This window comes from Collinsella aerofaciens, assembly GCF_040910245.1.
In the GTDB taxonomy this organism is placed as follows: Bacteria; Actinomycetota; Coriobacteriia; order Coriobacteriales; family Coriobacteriaceae; genus Collinsella.
On record NZ_JBDGAY010000003.1, the window covers coordinates 17,761 to 41,434 of the forward strand.

Annotated in this window: 20 protein-coding genes, 1 pseudogene and 1 riboswitch; of the genes and pseudogenes, 18 read left to right on the plus strand and 3 right to left on the minus strand. The window is 61.3% G+C overall.

All coding sequences use genetic code 11. The features are described 5' to 3' along the window. Nucleotides 1-151 precede the first annotated feature (151 nt). The gene (locus AB5Z20_RS01730) at nucleotides 152-1,111 is read left to right on the plus strand and encodes a 3-hydroxyacyl-CoA dehydrogenase (RefSeq protein ID WP_368156075.1); all 960 of its coding nucleotides are present in this window, start codon (nucleotides 152-154) and stop codon (nucleotides 1,109-1,111) included. A 96-nt stretch (nucleotides 1,112-1,207) separates the two neighbouring features. Next, nucleotides 1,208-1,669: pseudogene (locus tag AB5Z20_RS01735) on the plus strand (aryl-sulfate sulfotransferase); the annotation flags it as partial. 14 nt (nucleotides 1,670-1,683) lie between these two features. Here the strand turns inward: AB5Z20_RS01735 and AB5Z20_RS01740 are convergent. Both AB5Z20_RS01740 and AB5Z20_RS01745 read right to left on the minus strand, forming a co-directional pair. After that, complete coding sequence (locus tag AB5Z20_RS01740) at nucleotides 1,684-2,823, minus strand: DUF389 domain-containing protein (protein WP_368145096.1); 1,140 nt, start codon at nucleotides 2,821-2,823, stop codon at nucleotides 1,684-1,686. Nucleotides 2,824-3,037: 214 nt separating this feature from the next. Continuing rightward, entirely contained in the window at nucleotides 3,038-4,741 is a 1,704-nt protein-coding gene (locus AB5Z20_RS01745; RefSeq protein WP_349115250.1) for an OPT/YSL family transporter, read from the minus strand. A gap of 192 nt (nucleotides 4,742-4,933) precedes the next feature. Here AB5Z20_RS01745 and AB5Z20_RS01750 point away from each other — a divergent pair, with 192 nt between their 5' ends. The 13 genes from AB5Z20_RS01750 (at nucleotide 4,934) to AB5Z20_RS01810 (ending at nucleotide 16,800) form a co-directional block, all read left to right on the plus strand. After that, nucleotides 4,934-5,785, plus strand: a complete 852-nt coding sequence (locus tag AB5Z20_RS01750) for a type III pantothenate kinase (RefSeq protein ID WP_368149297.1) — start codon at nucleotides 4,934-4,936, stop codon at nucleotides 5,783-5,785. A gap of 83 nt (nucleotides 5,786-5,868) precedes the next feature. Continuing rightward, nucleotides 5,869-6,393, plus strand: a complete 525-nt coding sequence (locus AB5Z20_RS01755; protein WP_089572276.1) for a deoxycytidylate deaminase — start codon at nucleotides 5,869-5,871, stop codon at nucleotides 6,391-6,393. A gap of 171 nt (nucleotides 6,394-6,564) precedes the next feature. Next, nucleotides 6,565-6,843, plus strand: coding sequence for a NifU family protein (locus AB5Z20_RS01760; RefSeq protein WP_035137589.1), 279 nt, complete (start codon nucleotides 6,565-6,567; stop codon nucleotides 6,841-6,843). Nucleotides 6,844-6,951: 108 nt separating this feature from the next. Continuing rightward, entirely contained in the window at nucleotides 6,952-7,773 is an 822-nt protein-coding gene (gene lgt / locus AB5Z20_RS01765; RefSeq protein WP_346964179.1) for a prolipoprotein diacylglyceryl transferase, read from the plus strand. 80 nt (nucleotides 7,774-7,853) lie between these two features. Beyond that, nucleotides 7,854-10,037: a DUF6020 family protein gene (locus AB5Z20_RS01770; RefSeq protein ID WP_368149295.1), complete on the plus strand. Its 2,184-nt coding sequence runs from the start codon at nucleotides 7,854-7,856 to the stop codon at nucleotides 10,035-10,037. 165 nt (nucleotides 10,038-10,202) lie between these two features. After that, nucleotides 10,203-11,009, plus strand: a complete 807-nt coding sequence (locus tag AB5Z20_RS01775; protein WP_368149294.1) for a YebC/PmpR family DNA-binding transcriptional regulator — start codon at nucleotides 10,203-10,205, stop codon at nucleotides 11,007-11,009. Between the two features lie 165 nt (nucleotides 11,010-11,174). Further along, nucleotides 11,175-11,720, plus strand: coding sequence for a hypothetical protein (locus AB5Z20_RS01780; RefSeq protein ID WP_368149292.1), 546 nt, complete (start codon nucleotides 11,175-11,177; stop codon nucleotides 11,718-11,720). Beyond that, nucleotides 11,713-12,090 (plus strand): DUF2273 domain-containing protein, encoded by a 378-nt coding sequence (locus AB5Z20_RS01785; RefSeq protein WP_368149290.1) that lies wholly within the window; start codon nucleotides 11,713-11,715, stop codon nucleotides 12,088-12,090. Before AB5Z20_RS01780 ends, AB5Z20_RS01785 begins: the two co-directional genes overlap by 8 nt. 44 nt (nucleotides 12,091-12,134) lie before the next feature. Next, entirely contained in the window at nucleotides 12,135-12,662 is a 528-nt protein-coding gene (locus tag AB5Z20_RS01790; protein ID WP_368149289.1) for an Asp23/Gls24 family envelope stress response protein, read from the plus strand. A gap of 205 nt (nucleotides 12,663-12,867) precedes the next feature. Then, the gene (locus AB5Z20_RS01795) at nucleotides 12,868-13,890 is read left to right on the plus strand and encodes a YitT family protein (RefSeq protein WP_368149288.1); all 1,023 of its coding nucleotides are present in this window, start codon (nucleotides 12,868-12,870) and stop codon (nucleotides 13,888-13,890) included. Nucleotides 13,891-14,039: 149 nt separating this feature from the next. Then, entirely contained in the window at nucleotides 14,040-15,416 is a 1,377-nt protein-coding gene (locus AB5Z20_RS01800; RefSeq protein WP_368149287.1) for a zinc-ribbon domain-containing protein, read from the plus strand. A gap of 195 nt (nucleotides 15,417-15,611) precedes the next feature. Further along, the gene (locus tag AB5Z20_RS01805) at nucleotides 15,612-16,310 is read left to right on the plus strand and encodes a DUF4234 domain-containing protein (protein WP_368149286.1); all 699 of its coding nucleotides are present in this window, start codon (nucleotides 15,612-15,614) and stop codon (nucleotides 16,308-16,310) included. Between the two features lie 13 nt (nucleotides 16,311-16,323). Then, nucleotides 16,324-16,800, plus strand: coding sequence for a DUF2752 domain-containing protein (locus AB5Z20_RS01810; RefSeq protein ID WP_368149284.1), 477 nt, complete (start codon nucleotides 16,324-16,326; stop codon nucleotides 16,798-16,800). A gap of 106 nt (nucleotides 16,801-16,906) precedes the next feature. On the opposite strand, the gene AB5Z20_RS01815 is transcribed toward AB5Z20_RS01810, so the two are convergent. Further along, on the minus strand, nucleotides 16,907-18,370 hold the full coding sequence (locus AB5Z20_RS01815) for a M20 family metallopeptidase (RefSeq protein ID WP_138113177.1): 1,464 nt from the start codon (nucleotides 18,368-18,370) through the stop codon (nucleotides 16,907-16,909). 168 nt (nucleotides 18,371-18,538) lie between these two features. Here AB5Z20_RS01815 and AB5Z20_RS01820 point away from each other — a divergent pair, with 168 nt between their 5' ends. The 3 genes from AB5Z20_RS01820 to groL all read left to right on the plus strand — a co-directional run bounded on the left by AB5Z20_RS01820 (nucleotide 18,539) and on the right by groL (nucleotide 23,111). After that, nucleotides 18,539-20,176 carry an amidohydrolase gene (locus tag AB5Z20_RS01820; RefSeq protein ID WP_368156076.1) on the plus strand — a complete coding sequence of 546 codons (1,638 nt, stop codon included), beginning with the start codon at nucleotides 18,539-18,541 and terminating at the stop codon, nucleotides 20,174-20,176. Nucleotides 20,177-21,083: 907 nt separating this feature from the next. Then, the gene (groES, locus tag AB5Z20_RS01825; protein ID WP_040358989.1) at nucleotides 21,084-21,377 is read left to right on the plus strand and encodes a co-chaperone GroES; all 294 of its coding nucleotides are present in this window, start codon (nucleotides 21,084-21,086) and stop codon (nucleotides 21,375-21,377) included. 96 nt (nucleotides 21,378-21,473) lie between these two features. Then, complete coding sequence (gene groL, locus AB5Z20_RS01830; RefSeq protein ID WP_006234938.1) at nucleotides 21,474-23,111, plus strand: chaperonin GroEL; 1,638 nt, start codon at nucleotides 21,474-21,476, stop codon at nucleotides 23,109-23,111. Between the two features lie 367 nt (nucleotides 23,112-23,478). Further along, nucleotides 23,479-23,671: riboswitch (FMN riboswitch) on the plus strand. The last annotated feature ends 3 nt before the right edge of the window (nucleotides 23,672-23,674 follow it).

The window sequence follows — 23,674 nt, forward strand, 5'->3', positions numbered from 1 at the left end:
CAAAAAATGCCCTCAAAATCGAGAGTTAATGAACAGGTGTAGCCGTTCGCCGCAAATTACCGTCCGTTTATAGAACCCACCCCCAGCGCGCGTCCTCCTTACGGTTGAATAAATACACATCTATGGAATTACGTAAGAGAGGACTGTTCTTATGAGCTACAAGACCGTTTGCGTTGCCGGCGGCGGCGTGCTGGGAAGCCAGATTGCCTTTCAGGCAGCCTACTGCGGCTTTGATGTAACGATTTGGCTGCGCAGCGAGGGCAGCATCGGCCGTACCCAGCCCAAGATCGATCATGTGCGCGAGGAGTACATCGCTGCTATCGAGGGCATGGCGGACGGCACGGGCGAGTGGTGCGCCGGTATCGCCGATAGCGGCAAGCCCTTCGACAAGGAGGCGGCACTCGCCGCCGTCGAGCGTGCCTACTCCACGCTCAAGCTGGAGCTCGATCTTGCCAAGGCAGTGGCCGACGCCGACCTGGTCATCGAGTCCATGGCCGAGGACACCCAGGCAAAGATCGACTTCTACAAGAAGCTTGCCCCGGTTCTCCCGCAAAAGACCGTCGTCGTAACGAACTCCTCTACGCTGCTGCCGAGCACCTTTGCCAAGTACACCGGCCGCCCCGAGAAGTACCTGTCGCTGCACTTTGCCAACTCCATCTGGAAGAACAACATGACCGAGGTCATGGCGCAGGACCAAACCGACAAGCGCTACTTCGACGAGCTCGTCGACTTCGCTAACGACATTCGCATGCTTGCCCTGCCCGTCAACAAGGAAAAGAACGGCTACCTGCTCAATTCCATGCTGGTGCCATGGCTGCTTTCGGGCCTCGACCTGTATGTCTCGGGCGTGAGCGATCCCAAGAGCATCGACCTCGCATGGACGCGTGGCACCGGCGCACCCAAAGGTCCGTTCCGCGTATTCGATACGGTTGGTATCCAGACGGCTTACAACATCGTTATGCAGTACCAGAAGGTGCCGGGCCTGGTGAGCCCGTTGCTCAAAAAGATGATGATGCCCTACAACTTTAAGGCCATGGCATCCGTCCTCAAGCAGATGCTCGACGAAGGTAAGCTGGGCGAAAGTTCGGGCGAGGGCTTCTTCAAGTACTAACAATGATTCCTCGGGGACGGAGGAAAACGGATCATTTTTGGTCGCCAGCAGTGAGAAGATGGATCCAGAAATAGAAAGGAGTGGCAATGGGCCGGCTCGGGCTTTGAGGACAAGTTACTGCAGGCCCAGGGCGATTTTTCGCTCAACGCGGGCCAGCACAGCGTGACGTATCTGCCGAGTTCCGATACGGCAACGACCAGTCGCTACCAGGTGCTGCTGTACGACAACAACTTTGGTGCGGCCGAAAGCTATCCCAAGTTCGACTGGGGCCAGCTGGGCGCCGCGGTGGTGACCGACTACAACAAGGGCACGCATTCGTTTGGGCGCATCTTTACGGTGGACGAGACGGCGCGCACCTACGAGCTCGAAGACCAGATCGCCGTGCCGTTTTCGGGCTATGTGAGCAGTGCGCAGCACGTTGGCGATTCAAATAGCATGCTCGTGGCATCGGGCCAGGCCAAGACCTTTACCGAGTACGACCGCTACGGTCTACCCATCGCCACCTACGAGATGGAAGCCGAGAAGTACATCTATCGCGTGTACAAGTACGACCTGTAGGGCCGCGCTCTGCATCACTTCACGTCAAATTCCACGCGATCGAGCTCGGGCACATTGAGGTCGATGAGCTTGCGGGCGACGTGGCGGTCGCGTGCCCCGAGCGCCTCGCTTGTCGTCACATGGGCGACAACCTCGCGCTCGACGATGCCCTCCTCGTCGCCTTCGGTGGCCGAGGTCTCGACGGCGACGGTGTAGTCCTTAAAGCCTGGCAGCACCGCCGCAAGCTCGCGCGTGGTTTCGGTGACGCCGTAGCCGTCCTGCACGCCGGCCTGCGCCGAGCCAATGGAACCCGCCGTCATAACGATGCAGGGGATGGCAAAGATTACCGTGCCCACGATGATGCGGCGGCGCACCTTGCGCGATAGCTCGTCGACCTCGGCATTTTCCTCGGCAGTCACAATACCGTCGCCGTTGAGGTCGCGCTTGAGCGGCACGCGCAAAAGAAGCAGAACGGCTTCGGCCGCGAGTGCGATAAAGACCACGTTGATGCCAAACTCGTAAAGCGCCGAGAGAAACAGTGACCCGCTTGCGATGGCGATGCCATAGCCCGCCGCGCACAGGGGCGGCATGAGCGCGGTCGCCACAGCCACCCCGGCGATGAGCGTGGCGGGTTCCTGGTCGCGCGAGTTGCCCAGGCCACCCGCAAAGCCGCCCGCGAGCGCGACGGCAAGGTCCCACACAGTCGGTGTCGAATTGTCGATGATGGCGGCCGTGGTGGTGCCAAGGGGCGAGAGCTTAAAGTACAACGTGGACGTGACCAGGCAAAAGACCATCTGCAGCGCGAGGCCGGCGACGGCCTCAAGGGTGATCTCGCGGTCGAGCGTGGCGATGCCGTATGCCATGGCAAGGACCGAGCCCATGAGCGGGCAGATGAGCATGGCGCCTACAATGGCGATATCCGAGTCGATATCGAGGCCGATGCTCGCGATCAACATGGCAATGATCAAGATGCATAAGTGTGAGCCAGTCAGGCGCGCCCCGTTTACAAAGCGCTTGCGAATCACGTGATAGGGCGCGCGTCCCTCGCGAATGTTGAATGCCCGCTTTAGAAAGCGGCTTGCGTTCTCCATGGCCTCGCTGTGGGCGGGGCGGATGCCATGGCGCCGATGATGGCGCTCGCGCAGTCGCTTGAGCTGTTGTTTATCGAGTTCCATGTCCACCTCGTATTGCCGTAGGAACGCGGGTGCGTTCGCAGCATGTACTCTACACCGTGACGGGCGGGGCGGTCATCTTGACATGGAACTTAGGCGAGCAGGCAAAGGAAGACACGCCACATACAAGTACTGCCGAGGGTTTCGGCAGATACAAAAAGCGCGGGGCCGGATGGTCTCCGACCCCGCGCTCTGCACGGGTGCGTTGTTGTTTGGTTTAGCCCAGCAGGCTCAGGCCAACAGAGACAAACGCCAGGATAACGCCGACGATGGACTCGCCACCGAGCAGGCCGCTGGCGACAACCAGGCCCTGCTCCTGGAAGGCGGCATCCTTGGCGGTCTTCTCCTCGTCCGAAAGACCGGCGTTGGCATCGCGGTGGGCTGCCCACTTGTCGTAGGCGAGCTTGACGCAGGAGCCCAGGAAGGCCGTGAGCGACATGTAGAACGGCAGGTACACGCCCAGGCCGATCATCATGGCCGGAATGCCGAGCCAGTACATGACGATGCCGGCGATAAAGCCGCCCGCAAACCACGGCACGCTCGGGATGCCCGAGACCATGGTGGCGACCACGCTTGCCTGTGCGGCCACAAAACTCTTGTCGGGGCCAAAGGCGTCCGGACCATAGGCGGTGACGAGCGCGACCATGACGGCGGCGGCGACCAGGGCGCCCACGATGCCGCCAATGGCCTGGCCGACCCACTGCGCGCGCGGGTTGGTGCCCAGCACGGCGCCGGCCTTAAAGTCGTTCATGACGTCGCCCGCAAGGCCGCACGCCACGGCCACGATGCCGGCGATAAAGAACAGCTTGACCTGAGCGAGCTGCGCGAAGGCGGCAACGATGAGCATGACGATGAGGCCGAAGATCTCCATGGGGTCGATGCCCGTCTGGCCGCAGCTCTGCGCGCTCATGATGGTGGTGACAAAGGTGAACAGCGTGACGATGACGGCCGGAACGGGGCCAAGGTCGAGCACGATGGCGATGATCACGGCGATGGCGGCAGCGCCCAGGCCGATGATACCGGCGTCGAGTTTAAGGGAGCCCGAGATGAGCGACTGCTCGTCGGTGTCGGTGGAGCTGTCGGCGGCGAGGCCGCGGACGATACCGGCGACCTGCGGAAGGATGTCCTTGAGGACGACGGCGACGCCAAAGCCCATCATGAGGCCCATACCCAGGGACTTGACGATGCCCTGTGCGGTCATAACGTCAAACAGACCGGCAGCGGTGCCGCCGACGATGATGCCAAAATTGCCCAGCAGCGCGCCGGCAAACCAGAACGCGACGGGGGCGAAGCCCACCAAAAAGCCGATGGACAGCAACATGGGCGAGTTGTAGATGGCAAAGGTCACGCCGGGGATATTGAGCGTGCACAGCATGCTGGGCACAATGCCCAGAGCGTCGCGCAGCACGCTGTAGATGCCGGCGATGGCCATGGAGCCAAAGAGCTGCTTGCCGGTCTTGCCGCCGGCCTCGGTCGCGCGCAGGGTCTGAGCTGCGGCGTTGCCGGTGGGGAACTCAAGCGCGGCGTCCACGATAAAGTGACGGTGGATGAGTGCCGTGGCCAGCAGGCCTAGGATAGTGCCGGCGAGTGCCACGATAAACATGTCGAGCCAACTGATCTGGTCGGCATAGCCCAGCATCCAGGCGCCCGGGATGGTAAACGCCAGACCGCCAGCGACCATGGCGCCTGCGGACATGATGGTGTGGGTGACGTTGGCCTCGTTGAGGCTGGCGTTGCCCATGAGCTTCAGGAAGAACAGCGAAATGACGGCAGCGAAAATGATCGGCCAGGGGAGGGCGCCCATCTTGAGGGCGGTGTAGGCCGAGCTTGCCGTGATGATCACGCAGCCAAGGACGCCGATGACGACGCCGCGCAGCGTGAGTTGCCCGCGCATCGAAGCGCGGTTCGAGGGATTGCTCATATAAAACTCCTTTGCGTATATCCGCTTCCCCCGGGAGCGCCGTTACGGATACGGCGCGGGAAGTCGGGTTACCAAGGGCCGCCGCGTGAGCTCGCAAACGACCGCGCACCAGTATAGCCGCAAGCTAGTCATTTTGGGATGACTGGTTTAGGTAGGCGATATACTGCTGGGCAGACGAAAGGAGCGCCGACGATGCTTAATGGGTGCGCATACATATTGACGGTCGACGTGGGCAACACGTTCATTCGCTTTGGCCTGTTTGCCGAGGATTCGGCCGCGGCACAGGAATGCCCGCTTGCGACGTGCGAGATCACGACGCCGTCGAGCATCACGGCCGACGAAGCGCGCATGCGACTTGTGCAGGTTATGGGCGCACTGGCAGCCGATGCAGGCATGCCGGGCGCGCTTGTGTCCACGGCTGCTGTGCTGAGCTGCGTGGTCCCGGCGCTCGAGCGCCCGTGGAAGGCGGCACTTTCCCGTACCTGCACGGGGCGCGTGCTCACGGTGGGGCCGGGACTTAAGACCGGCATGCCCGTGCACTACGATGACCCGGCCGAGATCGGTCCCGACCGCATCGCCGACGCCGTGGCTGCCCGCGCCGTCTACGGCTCGCCGTGCATTGTGATCGACCTGGGCACGACGACCAATATCGAGGTCATCGACGCACACGGCACCTTTGTCGGCGGCGTTATCGCGCCGGGGCTGGCGCTCGGCGCCCGTTCGCTCTCGGCCGCTGCGGCGCGCCTGCCTCAAGTTGAGCCCTCGGCGCCGACACACGTCATCGGCCGTAACACGCGTGAGGCCATGCGCTCGGGCGTGGTTCTGGGCGAGGTGGCACGCATCGACGGCATGCTCGACATGGTGCTCGCCGAGATGCGTGCGACCAAGGCCGCGGGGGAGGGCGATGTGCCCATCGTCATTACCGGCGACGATGCCGAGGCGCTTGCGGCGCTGGTCGGCCATAGCCTGACGGTCGACGATGCGCTGACGCTGCGGGGCCTCGCCGAGCTCTACCACATCAACCAAAAGCCCCGCCGCGCGTAGCGATGGGGGCAATGGGACAAAAACGTCTCCACCTTCCACCTGCTACAATGGGTCAAACTATTGCGATTTCGGAGGTGTCTGCCATGTCGGACGATCTTCATCAAACCGCGTCGGGCAAGCGCCGCGACGTTATTAGCTGGGATGAGTTCTTTATGAGCGTGGCCATCGCCGCGCAGCGCCGCAGTAAGGACCCCAACACGCAGGTGGGCGCGTGCATCGCCAGCACCAACCACCGCATCCTTTCGGTGGGCTACAACGGTACGCCCTCGGCGCTCAACGACGACTTTTTCCCGTGGGGCACGAGCGATGACCCGCTGCAGGACAAGCATAACTACGTAGTCCATGCCGAGGCCAACGCCGTGCTCAACTATCGCGGCTCGCTCAAAGACCTTGAGGGTTCCACGGTCTACGTCACGCTGTTCCCGTGCCACGACTGCGCCAAGATCCTGGCACAGGTGGGTGTGGGCGAGGTCGTCTACCTGGACAATAAGTATGCCGACACCGATGACGGCCGTATCAGCCGCCGCATTCTCGACTCCTGCGGCATCAGCTACCGCCAGGTCATCGTCGATGTCCAGATTGGTACCGGGGGACAAGCTCAGCAGTAATATGCGTTGTCGCTATCTGGCGACGAACGCAGCTCAAAGAGCCCCGTCCCAAATTGACTACTCGTGAAAGTCGCGTCTGCGCGCATGGACGGCTCGTGAGCGGGTACATGGCTGTAGTAACATAGCTTCTGTCCGCGGGCGTGCCCGCGTTATTGTGAGAAAGGAGCCCCTGTGGCTGTTAACGAAGAGCTGCTTAAGAAGGTTCTTGAAGAGATTCGCCCCAACCTGCAGGCCGACGGCGGCGATATGGAGTATGTGGGCGTCGACGACGAGGGCGTCGTTAAGCTGGAACTGCAGGGCGCTTGCGCCGGCTGTCCCATGAGCTCGCTGACCCTTTCCATGGGTATCGAGCGCATCCTGAAGGAGCACGTGCCCGGCGTTACCCGCGTCGAGCAGGTCAATGCTTCCGGCGAGGCCGAGGACCTGTACGACGAGTACGCGCCGTTCTAAGATGCGAAAGCTGCGGACGGTACGCTCCGCATAGACGTTACGTCCAAATATGCGGCTGCGAGCGCAAGGCCCGCGGCCGCATTTGTATGTAGGGAGCAGGGGATCGATATGCTCAACGACCTCTACCATATGCTTGATCCCGTCGCGATCTCGGCGGGCCCCATCACCATCTACTGGTACGGTCTGGCCTACGTGGTCGGCGCTCTGCTCACGGCGGTCGTTATGTACCGCACGCAACGTCGTTGGGGCTTCGACATTACGATTGATGACCTGACGAGCGTCGTGGTCGGCGCGGTCTTTGGCCTTATTATCGGCGCACGCCTGTTTTACGTCGTCTTTTACGGTGATGGCTACTATTTGGCCCACCCGCTCGAGATCTTTGCCACCAACGAGGGAGGCATGAGCTTCCACGGTGGCCTGGTGGGCGGCATCTTGGGCGGCATCATCGTGTGCCGCATGTATAAGCTCGACGCCTGGACCATCGCCGACCTTGCTGTGATCGGTGCTCCGCTGGCGCTGTGCCTGGGACGTTGCGCCAATTTCGTCAACGGCGAGCTGTGGGGTAAGCCGACCGATCTGCCCTGGGGCGTGGTCTTTGGCGGCACTGCGGGCGATATGCCGCGCCATCCCTCCCAGCTCTACGAGGCGTTTCTTGAGGGCGTTGTACTCTTCTGTATTTTGCAGGTGCTCAGCCGCAAAAAGCCGCTACTGCCCCAGGGTACGTTTATGGGCGTGTTCGTGATGGGGTACGGCATCGTCCGCTTTCTCGTTGAGTTCGTGCGCGTGCCCGATGCCCAGCTGGGTTATCTGTTGGGCGGCGTCATCACCATGGGCCAGCTGCTGAGTTTGCCGCTCGTGATCGCCGGTCTGGCGCTCATCATCTTCGCCCGACACCGCAATCGCCCCCAGCGCATCTACCTCGACGCCTAACCAAGGCCACCACAAAGGGGACAGGCACCTTTGTGGTGGTCTTGCCGAGTTTGATAGGTTTCTAGAAAGGCTTTCGGACTGTGAAGGATTCCGACCTCTCCACAACGGCTGCGCGCGACGCTGCCCGCATCGTCTGGTTTAAGCGCTATCCCGCCAAGCAGACCCTCATCGCATTTTTGCTCGCGCTGTTGGCGACCACGGCGTTTTCCATCGATCCCGCCCCGGTGTCGAGCAACGCGGTCTTGGCGATTGACCCCAAAGCCTCGGGCATGCTGTACGTGTGCTACGAGGTGCTCCTCTCGTTTGCCGGCCATACCGACGCGGTCATGCTGCTTGCGCTTGCCTGCCTGCTCACGCTGCCGTTTCGCTACGTATTCTTTGGCCGCGGCGACGCTTGGCGTCCCTCGGTGATCCTTCCGTCGCTGTTCTTTGCCGTCTGCATGGTGTTTGGCCGCAGCTACGACCTCACCGATTCGGCCGAGATCGTGCTCGGCGACAAGGCCCGCATTATCTGTGCCTGGATAGGCGGTGCGGGCTGGATGCTCTTGGCGGTCGTTGCTTTCTACCTGGCTTTTGAGTGTCTAGATTGGTTGAGCTCTCGGCGCATTCCGTTTTCCGAAGCGCACTTTGGCCGCGTATGGCGTGTGGCTCACGCCGTGCTCTCGGTCCATCCCTTTGCCGGGCCCTTCCTGGTGCTTATGGTCGCCTGGGCGCCCACGCTCATCGCTTCGCTGCCCGGCCTTTTTATGGGAGATACGGGTGCGCAGATTCGCCAGTGGTTCAACTACCCCAACGGCACGAGTGACTACCTGCGTCTGCTCAATCCCAATGTGTTGCTCAACGGACATCATCCCGTGGTGCACACGGCTATCATCGGTTCGTGCGTCCAGCTGGGGCTTTCACTGTTCAACAGCGCCAACGCAGGTCTTGCCATCTACACCTGCGCTCAGTTCGTCATTACGGCCGCCTGCATGGCCTATTCCATCTCGTCGCTGCGCAAGCTGGGCGTGAGCCTGCCGGTCCGCGGCGTGATCTTGCTGTTCTTTGTGTTTATGCCGATGTTCTCTAACTACGCGGCGTTGCTCACCAAAGACGTGCTCTTTGCCGACGCGTTCTTGGTGCTGCTGGTACAGACCGTCAAGCTCGTGGCATGTGGCTTGCCCCGTCGTGATGCCAATGTCGAGCGAACGGGCGAGAAAGCCCCCGTGCTCTTTGCGCGCCACGACTGGCTGCTGCTTGCTCTGGGCGCCATGGGCTCCACGTTTCTGCGTAACGGCGGCCTGGTGTTTCCCCTGGCGGCATGCGTAATCGCGGCGGCGCTTTGCGCATGGGACGTGCATGTGGCTCGTCGTGCAGCCAAGCAGGCTGGTGCTGCGCCTTCGGGCGCCACCCCGCGTTTCCGCTGGGTGGGAGTTCTTGCGGTGCTTGCGCTCTGCCTTGCCTCTAATATGTACTTCACCAAGGTCTTTATGCCGGCACACGACATCACGCCTGGTTCCAAGCGCGAAATCCTCTCGATTCCGTTCCAGCAGACGGCTCGTTTTGTCCAAAAGCACGACGGCCTCAACTCGGGCGTCAACCCCACGGTTAAGGAGGACGGCACCATCGTGGAGGCTCCTTGCGACGGCTTGGTGACCGACGAAGAGCGTGCCGTGATCGACCGTGTGCTCAAGTACGAGAATCTGGGGCGCCGTTACAACCCGGATAAGTCGGACGCCGTCAAAAATTGCTTTAACGAGTACGCCTCGCAGGAGGACATCAAGGCTTATTTTGAGGTGTGGGCCCAGATGTTCAAAAAGGATCCCGAGTGCTATATCTCGGCGCTCATCAATAACTACTACGGCTACTTTTATCCGAGCGCCCGCGATGCGTGGGTCTACAGCACGGCGCGCAGTGCCGAGATTATGGCGAAGCCCGATAACCTCAAGTACTTTGACTTCCATCCGGTCGATAGCAAGGTCGTGCGCTGGTGCGACCACCTGATCAACCTGTATCGCGTGGCAGTACAACGCATCCCGTTTATCTCGCTCACCATGAGCTCGGCCACCTATGTGTGGATCATGATCGCCGTGGTGGTCTATCTGCTACGTCGTCATTCGTGGCGCGGGCTGGCCATTTGGGTGCCGCTGCTGGGCGTGCTCGCCGTGTGCCTGATCGGTCCCTGCAACGGCTCGACCTACATGCGCTACCTGTATCCGGTCATCGCCTGCATGCCCTTTGCCATCGGCGCCACCATCACCCGCAGCGACCTCCTCTGGTCCTAATTTGGTGCATTGGGGTCAGGTTGCTTTGCACCAAAGGGTGGCATCATCACGACGCCTTCATTTTGGGGTTTATCTCGCAGGCCAGTAGGTATATCATAACGACGTTTGTTTATATTGCCCGAGCATCTGCGCTGGGCTTTAGGTCGAAACCGATAGGAGACACGTATGTCCGGACACTCTAAGTGGGCCACAACCAAGCATCGTAAGGGCGCGCAGGACGCCAAGCGTTCCGCCCTCTTCTCCAAGCTGAGCCGCAACATCACCGTTGCTGCCCGTCTCGGCGGCGACCCGCTGCCTGAGAACAACGCCAGCCTCGCTGCTGCTGTTGCCAAGGCCAAGGCTCAGTCCATGCCCAAGGACAAGATCAAGTCCGCTATCGACAAGGCCTTCGGTTCGGGTGCCGACGCCGCTGTCTACGAGAACATCGTGTACGAGGGCTACGGTCCCGCCGGTGTCGCCGTGTACGTTGACTGCCTGACCGACAACCGCAACCGTACCGCCGCTGATGTCCGTTCCGCCTTCTCCCACGCTGGTGGTAACCTGGGCACCTCGGGCTCCGTCGCCTTCCAGTTTGAGCGCAAGGGCCAGATCGTCGTCGCCAAGGAGATCCTGGACGAGAACGCCAAGAAGGAGACCATGATCGCCAACGGTCCTGCCGGTGACGAGGATGAGTTCATGATGGCCATCGCCGAGGCCGGTGGCGAGGACTACGAGGACGCCGGCGAGGAGTGGATCGTCTGGACTACTGCCAACGAGGTCATGGCTGTCTCCAAGGCGCTCGAGGAGCAGGGCGTCCAGGTCAAGGGTTCCGAGACCACCATGGTCCCGACTACCCCGACCGAGGTCTCCGGCGCCGACGCCAAGAAGGTCCAGCGCCTTATCGACCGTCTCGAGGAGCTCGACGACGTCCAGGACGTCTACAGCACCATGGACATGACCGACGAGGTCATCGCTGCCCTCGAGGAGGAGTAGCGCCTGCACGGGTTAAGCCGTGCATATCTGGGCATAATGAAGCGAGCATGCAAGCCTCGTGGAATAGATGAGCCGGATCCGCGTGCGTATGGCACCGGACCCGGCTCTTTTATAATGATGCGAATCGTTTTGCATTCTGTGGACCGAAACCTGAAGGGAGCGCGCGTGCGCGTACTCAAACGAGCCCTAGCGATCGTGTATCTTGCCGCCTCCATCGTGGCGCTGGGTACGCTTGTCTGCCAGTTCTGGGGACCGTATACGTATCGCTTTATGCTGCTGTTGCGTGACACCATGCCTCGCGTCGTCGTTACGGTGTGCGCCGCTATCGTGGCGCTTGGCGTGCTCATCGGTTTTTTCCGCCTGATGTTCGCGCGTCGCGAGCCGTCCTGCGTGCATCCGGCGGGGGAGCGCAATATCGAGGTCACGCTCGCAGCGCTTTCCTCGTGCGCCCGTGCCGCGGCAGAGTGCGATGATCGCGTGATGGTTGAGCATATCGAGGCGCGCGTTCAAGGCTCCGACGAGTCGCGCGTTCGTTTTAAGGTCGAAGCCATCGCGCTCGACGACCGGGACGTGGCCTCCCTTGCAGCCGCGATGCAGCAGCGCATCGAGAAGGCCTGCGACACCATGCTCGGCACGCCGGGCACGACCGCGCGCGTCCGTTTTTTGCCGTCCAAGACTACCGTCCAGACCGTGGAGGTTTCCGGTGAGTGATACCAACCAAGACAAGACCGCCCGCACGCCGCGCCTGACGATCGACCAGAACGCTACGCCGGCAGGCGAGTCCGCCGACGCCAAGCCCGAGGCCGGCGAGCAGCACGACAGCGCCGCCAACGACTTCGACGAGGCCATGGGTCTCATCAAAGGTACGGGCGCTGCTATCTGGAGCTATGCCGTGCGCCATCCCAACACTACGCTCGGCGCCGTGGCAGGCTTTATCCTCGCTGTGCTGGTACTTACGTTGGGCCTGTGGGACACGCTCGTCATCGCATTCTTTGTGCTGATCGGCGCCGTGATCGGCCAGATTCGCGACGGGGAGAACGGTATCGTCAACTTCTTCGGCCGCCTGTTTAGCGGCCGCTAATACGTATTCGACTGTCGCATCCGCGGCAGGCATAAGGAGGAACCATGGCTTTTAACACGAAGGTCGATGTGGCCGATACCGAGCTCGAGGCGAATGAGGCCGTCGCCGATGCCGGGGACGTGACGCTCGAGGACGAGGCGCTCGTCGAGGCCGAGTCCGATGCGGACGAGGACAACGAGGAGATGGACGACGAGGAAACGGACGAGTCCGAGGACTCGCTGACCTATTCCAACGGCGTGATCGAGAAGATCGTTGCCATGGCCACCCGCGAGGTTCCGCACGTCCTGGGCATGAAGGGTAACCTCATGCACTTTGTGCAGGAGCAGTTTGGTGCCGAGAACCTGACCAAGGGCGTGACGGTTGAGGTCACCGATGACAACCGCGTGGTCGTCAACATCTCGGTCATCATCGAGTACGGCGCCTATGCGCCTGCGATCTTTGACGACGTTAAGGCGCGCGTCACCGAGCGTCTGGCCGCGATGACCGGCCTTGAGGTGGCAGGCGTCAACCTGCGCATCGAGGATGTCATCACCCCCGAGGAGTACGAGCACCGCACCAGCCAGCACGAGTAACCTACCAAAAAGGGATGTTTATTTTGGCAGGTTTTACCTGCGAAAACGCTAAACGGTCGACCGCGCAAGCAAAAGTGCGGTCGACCGTTTTCTATATGCCCCCGATGCAGGCATACCGCTCGTCTAACTAAGGGTTGCAATCTTCGCGTTCCGCGTTACCCTAATGGGCGCATTGTTTCCAAATTGTTAACGAGGGGTTGCCGTAATGGCCGACGAACACGAGACCGAAAGCAAGGCATGGGCGATTGAAGCCGCTGCGGCAGAGGCGGCGTCGCGTGCCGCCGAGGAGATGCATCGTCCTCCGGTGGTGCCGATGGAGCGCGTTGTCGGTCGCGAGGATATCGAACGTGGCGAGCGCGCCGGCCGCAAGCGCAGCCAGGAACCAGGCTTTCCGCGCTTTTTTGCCGAGCTCAATCTGGGCCTGGTCCTCACGGCCTTTGCCATCGTGGCCTTTAAAACCCCCAATCACTTTGCCTTCGGCGGCACCTCGGGCGTGTCGGTCATTCTTTCCACGCTGTTCCCGACTCTGCCCGTCGGCGTCTTTATGTGGATTATCAACGCGGTCCTGGTCATCCTGGGTTTTATCTTTTTGGAGCGCAAGGCAATCCTTTGGAGTGTCTTTGCCTCGTTTGCGCTTTCGGCCTACGTCTCGCTGTTTGAGCTCTTCATTCCGACGGATGTTTCGATGACGGGCGATATGTGGCTCGACCTGTGTTTTGCCGTCATCTTGCCGGCGCTGGGCAGTGCCATTGTCTTTGACATTGGCGCCTCGACGGGCGGCACCGACATCCTTGCCATGATTCTCAAACGCCGCACGACGCTTGAGATCGGCCGTGCCCTGTTGCTGGTCGATATCGGCATCGTGACCATCGCGGCTTTCCTGTATGGCCCGCGCGTCGGTCTGTACTGCGTGCTCGGTCTGTTTGCCAAGACGCTTGTGGTCGACAAGGCTATCGAGAGCATTCACCTTCGTAAGGTCTGCACGATCATTTGCTCCGAGCCCCTTAAAGTCGAGGAGTTTATCGTCAAGCATCTCAACCGCACGGCAACGATCAGCCGTGGCTACGGCGCTTTCTCGGGCAAGTGCGTCACGGTGATCATGAGCGTGCTGAGCCGTCGCGAGGCAGTGCAACTGCGCCGCTATGCCCGCGAGATTGACCCTGGCGCCTTCATCACCATCGTCGATAGCTCCGAAATCGTCGGCAAGGGCTTCCGCGGCACGAACTAGCCCGGTCGTACCCTTCGAATCATTGAATAAACCGGCTACGTTGCAAATCGGTCATCTTGCGGTATTTGTCCCCACATTGGGCGATAATGATGCCAAAGACATCGTTTGCGATCCAGGTGATTCGCTCTAGATACGAAGGGATGATTTCGATGTTCTGTTCGCAGTGTGGCGCCCCCATGGGCGATAACGACAAGTTCTGCGGCGTGTGCGGTGCCCCTAATACCGAGGTTAAGGCCGCCGGTCCCGCTCCGCAAGCTCAACCTCAGCCGCAGGGTCAGCCGTTTGCCCAGCCGCAGCCGCAGCCGTTCGTTGCGCCCCAGCCGGCTATGAACGCGCCCAAGGGTTGTATGGCTCAGGCCTTCAACGACATGCTTAAGGTTCCCGGCGCCTTGGTTCGCGTATGCCAAATCGCCTTTTTGCCGGCGCTGATCTGTGTTGTCTCGGTGCTGGTGCTGTTTATCCCCGTTATCGGCGGTATCGCAGCGGCCATTGGCTTTTTGCTCGCGTACGTGGCAAGCGTGTGCGGCGCGGGCTTTGCCATCGAGTGGGGTCGTGACCTGTCGCTCAAGGATGATAACGGCATGGAGCGTCCGCTGCTGCGCTCGACCTCGTTTGGATTGGGCATTTTCTCGTCTGTCATTACCGGTGTGCTCGAGTTCGTGGCCATTATTCCGGTGATTGGCGTGGTGTTCTCGGCTATCGAGAGCGTCGTGATCGGTGCCGTCGGCTCGTACTATTACTCCGGTTCGAGCGGTCTCGAGGCCGCACTCTTCGGCTCGATGGGCCTGCTCGTCTTTGCCATGATCGTGTCGGTGGTACTGGGCATCTTCTTTAAGATGTTTGGTGATGCTGCCGTGATGCACTTTGCCGTCGTCGGGCGCGTGGAGAGCGCGTTCTCGCTTGAGAAGGTTTGGAAGTCCTATAAGGCCAACCTGGGCAAGTTGTTCTGCGCATCGATTCTCCCCGAGTTTTTGACGGGCATCGTGTCGCACATCATCACGTGGATCTTCACCGCCATCTTCGGCGCCATTGCTACGTTTGGTATGTATAGCTATTACTATCGCCCCACGGGTCTTGAGGCAATCATCGAGGGCGGCGGCATCACGCTCATTCTGTTCTTGATGATCATTGCCTTTGTCACGGTGTTCCTGACTGTGTTTGGCAAGATGCTCAAGTATCGCGCCGTTGGCTATTGGGCGGCACGTCATGCCAGCGAGTGGGCCGATGAGGATGCCGACGATGTCCTGACGTTTGTGCTCCCGGGTGAGAAGAAGCCTGCTCCTGCGGGGTTCAATCCCACGGCCGCCACTGGTGCTGCCCCTGCGCCTGCCCCGGCACCTGCGCCTGCCCCGGCACCTGCGCCTGCCCCTGCCCCGGCACCCGCGCCTGCACCTGCTCCGGCACCTGCCCCTGAACCCGTACCGGCGCCCGAGGCGACGCCTGCGGAACCCGATTGGAATGCCGTTGCCACGCCGGCGGATGAGCCGGGCGATAATCCTGCTGCCGAAAACAATCAAACCGAATAGTCGGTCGAGGCGCCCTGGGCAACTGAGCCCGGGGTGCCTTTTTCTACTGCGAAAGCAAGAAAATGCCCGGGAAAACGATTGCAGCAAAATTTCTCGGAAATTGGTCAATGTTGCGCAACAACGTCGCGGCTATTGTTGAGAACATAGTCATGTAAGGTTTGAAGGCGTGCAACGCCTTAGGAAAAGGAGAAGCTTGTGTTCTGTCCCACTTGTGGTTCTCCCATTTCGGATGATGCCAAATTCTGCCCCGTCTGCGGTTCTGCCGTCGGTGCCGCTTCCGCTGCTCCTGCTCCGCAGCCCGCGCCGCAGCCTGCACCTCAGCCCCAGCCTGCTCCGCAGCCCGCGCCTCAACCCCAGCCCGCTCCGGCCCAGGCTATTCAGCCTGCGCCCCAGCCTCAGCAGCAGTACACCGGGCAGCAGCAGTACGCCGGCCAGCAGCAGTACGCCGGTCAGTACGCCCAGCAGCCTGCTGCCGCCCCGATGGGCTATGGACCTGTTAAGAACGATCGTAGCCTGATCGGTTGGCTCCTGCTTTCCATCGTGACCTGCGGCATCTATTCGTATTACTTCCTCTATTGCCTCGCCCGCGACATCAATGTCATGTGCCAGGATGACGGCGATTTCACACCGGGTCTGGCAGCATTCATCCTGCTGTCGTTCGTGACCTGCGGTTTCTATGCGTACTACTGGTATTACAAGATTGGCAACCGCCTACAGGCCAATGCTCCTCGCTACGGCCTGATGTTCCAGGAGAACGGTACCACCGTTCTTATGTGGCAGATTATCGGCGTGCTGCTGTGCGGTCTTGGCCTCATCTTTGCCATGAACATCATCATCAAGAACACCAACGCTCTGGCAACGGTGTACAACACCCGTCTTGGCGCGCGTGCCTAACGATTAAGGCATCGTGAGTAACACTCAGGGACATAAGGGCGCGGCGGAGCTCCTTCGCCGCGCCCTTTCTTGCATCGGGGCGCTCTTTGTCGCCTGGCTCGCGCTCTATCTGCTCGACATTGGCTGCATTTTTCGATTGATGACGGGCATTCCTTGTCCGGGATGCGGCATGACGAGGGCGTGGCTGGCGGCGCTGCGCCTCGATTTTGCGGCGGCCTTTGCCTACCATCCGCTGTTTTGGGTGGTGCCGATTGCGTTTGTGCTCGCGTTCGTGCGCGAGGAGGTGGCATCGAGCAAGCTAAAGCGTGGTATCGACATTGCGGTCACCGTGTTGTGCGTGCTGGTCGTCGCCGTATGGATCGTGCGCCTCATCAATCCGGCAGATGCCGGCCTGCTCTTTGGCGGCCATGCTCCTGCCGGAGTCCCCGACGACATCATCCACCTCGAATCCCCACGCTGGCTCACCATCCTTCGCTCTTACCTGTCGTGACGGAGGACGCGCTAGAAAAACGGTCGACATATAAGCGGGGGCGAACGTTGAGATAACGTTCGCCCTCGCTTTGCTCTAGCCAGGTTGTTATGGGTGGGCGTGACGGCTACTCGCCATGCTTCTCCTCGTGGCGAGCGGCAGCCCGCGCATCGTGGATGCCCTTGATTGCGGCATGGCGGGCGGTACGGGCATCGTGCATGGCGTCGCGGGCCTCGGCGGCCGTTGCCTTGGCAGAGCGCAGCTTGGCTGCCAGGTCGGGATTGGTCTCGGCAACCGCGGCGATCGTGGGGCCGTCGAGCTCTTCTTGCGTGGGCTCGGCCAAAAAGTCGATGGCATACTGAGCGGCTACCATGGAGCCCTTGGCGAGCACGCTCTCGTCGATCTTATAGAAGCAGGAGTGCTGGGCATAGGTGGCGCCGATCTGGGGATTGCGCGCGCCGACAAAGGCGAGCACACCTGGCACGCGACGCAGGTACTCCGAGAAGTCCTCGCCCGAAAGCGTGCCGCGGTAATGGCCCTCGCCTGCGGGGCCCAGGCACTTGAGCACAGCTTGGCGGCAGCGCTCGCTCGAGGCGGCATCGTTTTCGACCTTGTAGTTGGCGATGGTGTAGTCGGTGAGTTCGGCCTCGGCGCCTAGCGCTGCTGCGGTGTGCTCCACGATGCGGCGCATAAGCTCGGGCATCTCCTCATGCGTTTTGTCGCCATAGGTGCGCACCGTGCCGGCGAGGTACGCCGTGCCGGCGATAACGTTGCGCGCGGTGCCGCCGTGCAGCTCGCCGACGGTGATGACGGCGGGTTCGTAGGGGCTAATCTCGCGCGAGACGATGGTCTGCAGGGCGTTGACGATCTCTGCCGCAACCATAACGGCGTCGTGGCCGCGCTGGGGCATGGCGCCATGGCACGAGGTGCCGCGGACGTCGATGCGGAACCAGTCGGTGTTTGCCATGCGTGGGCCGGGCTCGCAGCTTACGGTACCGGCGTCGACCTCGCTCCAGATGTGCGCGGCGTAGGCGCCATCGACGCCGTCGAGCACACCCGTGCCAATCATGAGTTTGGCGCCCTGGCCGTTTTCCTCGCTGGGCTGGAATACGATGCGAATCTCGCCGTGGATGTCATCGGTCATGTGGCGCAGAATCTGCAACGTGCCGAGCATCATGGCGATATGGCAGTCGTGACCGCAGGCGTGCATGCAGCCCTCATTGACGCTGGCGAACTCCTCGCCGGTCTGCTCAGTGACGGGCAGGGCGTCGATATCGGCGCGCAGCAGGATGCGGCGGCGCGGCGTGCCGTCCTCGCGGTAGGCATCCGGCGCGGTGCCGCGAAGCGTCGCCACCAGGCCCGTCTTGAGCGGACGCTCGTAGGGGATATTCATGGCGTCGAGCTGGTTGGCGATGTCGGAAGTCGTGCGCTCCTCGGCAAGGCTCAACTCCGGGTGCTTATGGAAGTGCCGGCGCTGCTTGATGATGTAGGGTTCAAACTCGGCGGCGATATCCTGGATGGCCGCGGTGACGTCGTCTGCCGCGCGAACCTCGGTTGCCGCCATAATTTGCTGTGCCTTGGTCTTCGTCATGGTCGATTTGCTCCTTGCTGGGTTGATCGCAAAATCGTACAGGCTTTCTCCAGTATGCCACCTGCCGCTAGGGCTGGTAAAGTTGCCGTTTGCCGCTTGGGGTTTTGTTACAAGGGCGGGGGAGTACACTCGGGGGTGTTGAATTACCTGCCAGAGATGGGGATGCCCATGCGACATATCGATCGGATTATTCGCTCCAAGAACGTCTTTACCGCGCAAGACGGCATCGATACCGCCCGCGAGTTGGCGATCGCCATCGCGGGCGATCGCATCGTCGCTGTCGGCGCGCCCGATGACGTGATTGCCGCCGCACCTGCCGCCACGCCGGTGGTCGATTACGGCGAGCAGTTTGTCTGCCCCGGTTTCCATGACGCTCATCTGCACTTCTTCCATACCTCGGTCGGTTCCTCGCCGTATATGCTCATGGATATGGGCACGTCCGAGGCGGCACTGGTGCAGCATGCGCTCGAGTTTTCCCAGGGCCTGCCCGACGACGCCTGGGTCGTGACCCAGGGCTGGCGCGATTACCGCTGGGATCCGCCCGAGCATCCTACCAAGGCCTCCCTCGACGCCGCCTTCCCCGGTCGCCCCTGTGTTATGTATTCGGGCGATGGGCATACGCTGTGGCTCAACAGCCGCGCACTCGAAGCCCTCGGCGTGACGCGTGACAGCGAGCCTCCGGCGGGTGGCAGTTACGACAAAGACTCAAACGGTGAGCTTACGGGTATTGCCCACGAGGCAGCTGCTATGCAGCTGCTGCCGCGCTGCCTGGAATGGCTGGGCGAGGACCGCATCGCGAGCGCTTACGGCGACCAGATGAAGCGTATGGCCGAGCAAGGCATCACCTCAATCTGCGATATGTCGCTCATGCCCATGCCGGGCTGCGACTTTATTCGCGACGATGTTTACGACAGGCTGCAGGCCGCCGGCAAGCTGGGCATCCGCGCCCATCTGTTTCCCACGCTGCTGGATGACCAATCGCGCTTGGAAGAACTCCAGACCCGCTACGCAAACAACGCGCTGCTCTCGGCGCCAGGATTTAAACAGTTCTTCGACGGCGTGTCGAGCGAGCATACCGCATACCTCACTGAGCCCTATACTAACCCGCGCTTCCCGGGTGACCAGGGGCGCCTGACGGTTCCTGTCGAGCGCATGCGCAAGTTGGTTCTGGCGGCAGCCGAGCGCGGCCACACCGTGCGCATCCACGTTATCGGCGACGGTGCCATCCATGCCGCACTCGATATCTTTGAGGAGGCGGCAGAGCTCTACGGCCTGCCCCAGCACGGTCATAATACGCTTGAGCATTTGGAGAATCTGCTGCCTCAGGACATCGATCGTCTGCGCAAGCTCAACGTCATTGCCTCGAGCCAGCCTTGCCACATCACGCTCGACCCGGGTGGCCCGGAGCGCGACCTGGGCCTGGAACGCAGCCGCATCATGTGGCCGTTTGCGACCTATAAGCAGCGCGGCATCCGCCAAGCTTTTGGTACCGACAGCCCCATCACGGCCGTTACCAGCATGAACGTGATCTACACGGCCATCACGCGCCAAGACCCCCGCAGCCACTGGCCCGAGGGCGGCTGGCTCCCCAGCGAGCGCATCGACGCGGCTACAGCTCTGCGCAACTACACCCTGGGCAGCGCCTACGCCGCAGGCGACGAGCGAAACCTCGGCAGCCTGGAGCCCGGCAAATACGCCGACCTGGTAGTCCTGGACCAAAACCCGCTCACCGTTGACCCTCAAGAGCTCCAGGACACCAAAGTTCAGGCCACCTACCTGGCAGGCAACTTGATTTACGAGCGCTAATAATCATGCCGTACCGTTAAACGCGGCTCGGACAGCCTATTTTGGGATGGCGCTCGAGCCGCGTTTGTATATCGGTGGGGACCCGCTATGAGCGTCCCTGCTCTGCTTGATTTGAGCGTGGGGTGGGGGCGCTGCTGCCCCGCGCATTTAATTTGGACATCAGCAATGCCGTCTCTTGGTGTTTTGCATACTTTCCATTGCAGATTGCATAAAAAGGCTGGGATGTTCTTTCTGGTCCTGATGTACCCCCGCCTGGGCCGTGCAAAAAACGGAGTATTCAGCAACGCAAGCCCCGCCGGCGCCGCTGCAGTCGGGTAGCATCGCGGAGCTCGATGACATTTTGTGGTCTGGTACGGCGCGAAGTATGCCCATTTGTCCCAACGGGGTCTGCCCACCGACCAAAATCGCCCGCTGAAGGCGTCCTTGGGACCAATAAGGAATGTCCAGTGCGTATGCAGCCGTCCTGGTCTGCTGAATACTCCCAAAAATGCACGGTGCTCCCTGGGGGACCCGTGCGCGTGGCGAAACCATGCCCATGCCGACATCCGCATCGCCATTTTGCTGCACTGACTTTTCTGAATGCCGGGCCCGAGTTAGTCAACCTGGCTCCCGGGGCGGACCGGAGGGCATGAAGTTTGTCGCGAGTTCCGCACGCAAAGGAAAGCACTTAATGTGCTTTCCGTCTTGCGCAGGACTGTAGAGCAGCAAACTTCATGCCCTCCGGTCCGCCCCGGGAGCCGCGCACAAGTTATCCCCCGGCATTCAGAAAATCTAAGTGCCAAAAAATAAGATTTTTTGACTCCGTGTTGTATAACCCGCCATTCGTGGGTACCATTCAACGCGTACGCAAACAAAAAGGGTTAACCCGCGCGGCATGACCGCGCGGCCCAAAAAGGAGGAAACAAGCATGTCGTCTTTGAAGCCGCTTGCAGATCGCGTCCTGGTCAAGCCCGACGAGGCCGAGCAGAAGACCGCTTCTGGCCTGTACATCGCCAGCAACGCTCAGGAGAAGCCGCAGCGCGGCACCATCGTTGCCGTTGGCGCCGGTAAGGTCAACGACAAGGGCGAGCGCATCCCCATGGACGTTCAGGTCGGCGACGTTGTCATCTACGGTAAGTTTGGTGGCAACGAGGTCAAGGTCGACGGCGAGAAGTATCTGCTGATGCGCGCCGACGACATCTACGCCGTCGTCGAGGCCTAGCCTCGTCAGAATCTCTGATTCGTCTTTGAACGCGCCTGCCGCATAGGACTCGGAAGCGGCGACGCGAGTCACATTTCTTTTGGAGGATTACCTACCATGGCAAAGAACATTACGTTCAACACCGATGCCCGCGCCAAGCTCGCAAAGGGCGTCAACACTCTGGCCGATGCCGTTACCGTCACCATGGGCCCCAAGGGCCGTTACGTCGCTCTGCAGCGCACGTTCGGTGCCCCGACCATCACCAACGACGGCGTTTCCGTCGCTAAGGAGATCGAGCTCGAGGACAACATCGAGAACATGGGCGCTCAGCTGGTGAAGGAGGTCGCCACCAAGACCAACGACACCGTGGGTGACGGCACCACCACCGCAACCCTGCTCGCTCAGGCTATCGTCAACGACGGTCTGCGCAACGTCGCCGCTGGCGCCAACCCGCTGGCCATCCGTCGCGGCATCGACAAGGCCGTCAACGCCGCCGTCGCCGAGATGAAGAAGCAGGCCAAGCCGGTCGAGACCAAGGAGCAGATCGCTTCCGTCGGCACCATCTCCGCTGGTGACCCCGAGGTTGGCGAGAAGATCGCCGAGGCCATGGAGGTCGTGGGCAAGGACGGCGTCATCACCGTCGAGGATTCCCAGACGTTCGACATTACCATCGACACTGTCGAGGGCATGCAGTTCGACAAGGGCTATGTCTCCGCTTACTTCGTCACGGACAACGACCGCATGGAGGCCGTGATGAAGGATCCGTACATCCTCATCACCGACCAGAAGATCTCCAGCGTCCAGGACATCATGCCTGTTCTCGAGGCTGTCCAGCGCGCCGGCCGTGGCCTGCTCATCATCGCTGAGGACATCGACGGCGAGGCTCTGCCGACCCTGGTCCTCAACAAGATCCGTGGCGCTCTCAACGTCTGCGCCGTCAAGGCTCCGGGTTACGGCGATCGCCGCAAGCGCATCCTCGAGGACATCGCCGTCCTCACCGGTGGCCAGGCCGCTCTGGACGAGCTGGGCGTGAAGGTCGCTGACATCACCGCCGATATGCTCGGTACCGCTAAGTCCGTCACCATCTCCAAGGACAACACCGTCGTCGTCGGCGGCGCTGGCTCCAAGGAGGCCATCGACGCCCGCATCGCTCAGATCAAGGGCGAGATGGAGAACACCACCTCTGACTTCGACCGCGAGAAGCTCCAGGAGCGCCTGGCCAAGCTCTCCGGTGGCGTTGCCGTCATCAAGGTCGGCGCTGCTACCGAGTCCGAGCTCAAGGAAATCAAGCACCGCGTCGAGGACGCCCTGCAGGCCACCCGTGCTGCTGTCGAGGAGGGCATTGTCGCCGGCGGCGGCGTCGCCTTCATGGACGCTGCTCCTGCGCTCGACGCTGTTGAGATCGACGACCCCGAGGAGAAGATTGGCGTCGATATCGTCAAGAAGGCTCTGACCGCTCCGGTCGCTACCATCGCCAAGAACGCTGGCTTTGAGGGCGCTGTCGTGGTCGACAAGGTTGCCGAGCTGCCCGCCGGCCAGGGTCTCAACTCTGCCAACGGCGAGTGGGGCGACATGATTGAGATGGGCGTCCTCGACCCCGTCAAGGTCAGCCGCGTCACCCTGCAGAACGCTGCTTCTGTCGCCAGCCTGATTCTCATCACCGAGGCCACCGTCTCCGATGTGCCCAAGAACACTCAGCTTGAGGATGCTATCGCTGCTGCTACCGCTGGTCAGCAGGGCGGCGGTATGTACTAAGGCCGACAAGGTCTAGAACTCCCACCGGGAATCCGGGGGCGTGACGGGGTTTCTCTCCGGAACGTCCTCGGACATGCAAAGAGGCTCCGCATCGCGCTTCGCGCTGCGGAGCCTCTTTGCGTCCTGCGGAATGTTCCGGAGAGAAACCCCGTCACGCCCCCGGATCCCCTGCGTTTACGGCCTTGAGGTCGGCGTGGGCGGAGAATGTGGTTGATGGGGATACGTGTCCCTTTCGCTGTTTCGCGCTTTGCGCGAAAGGCGCGCTACTTTGGAGCGAACGGAGAACGTGGTTGTTGCGGCAACTGATCCCCACCATAAATTACCCTTGGCATACTTGCGCGAAAGCCTGCCCGTGCTACACTTGCAATTGCTGTTTCAGGGCGGGGTGAAATTCCCCACTGGCGGTAAATCGGGCGGTGCCAAAGGGGTACCGTGGCGCAGGAAACGTGCCTGCGGCCGAGCCGATGAGTCCGCGACCCGTGTGTGCGTTGGTTCGCATGCCGGCTGAACTGGTGAGATCCCAGTACCAACGGTTAGAGTCCGGATGAAAGAGGCAGGTGATC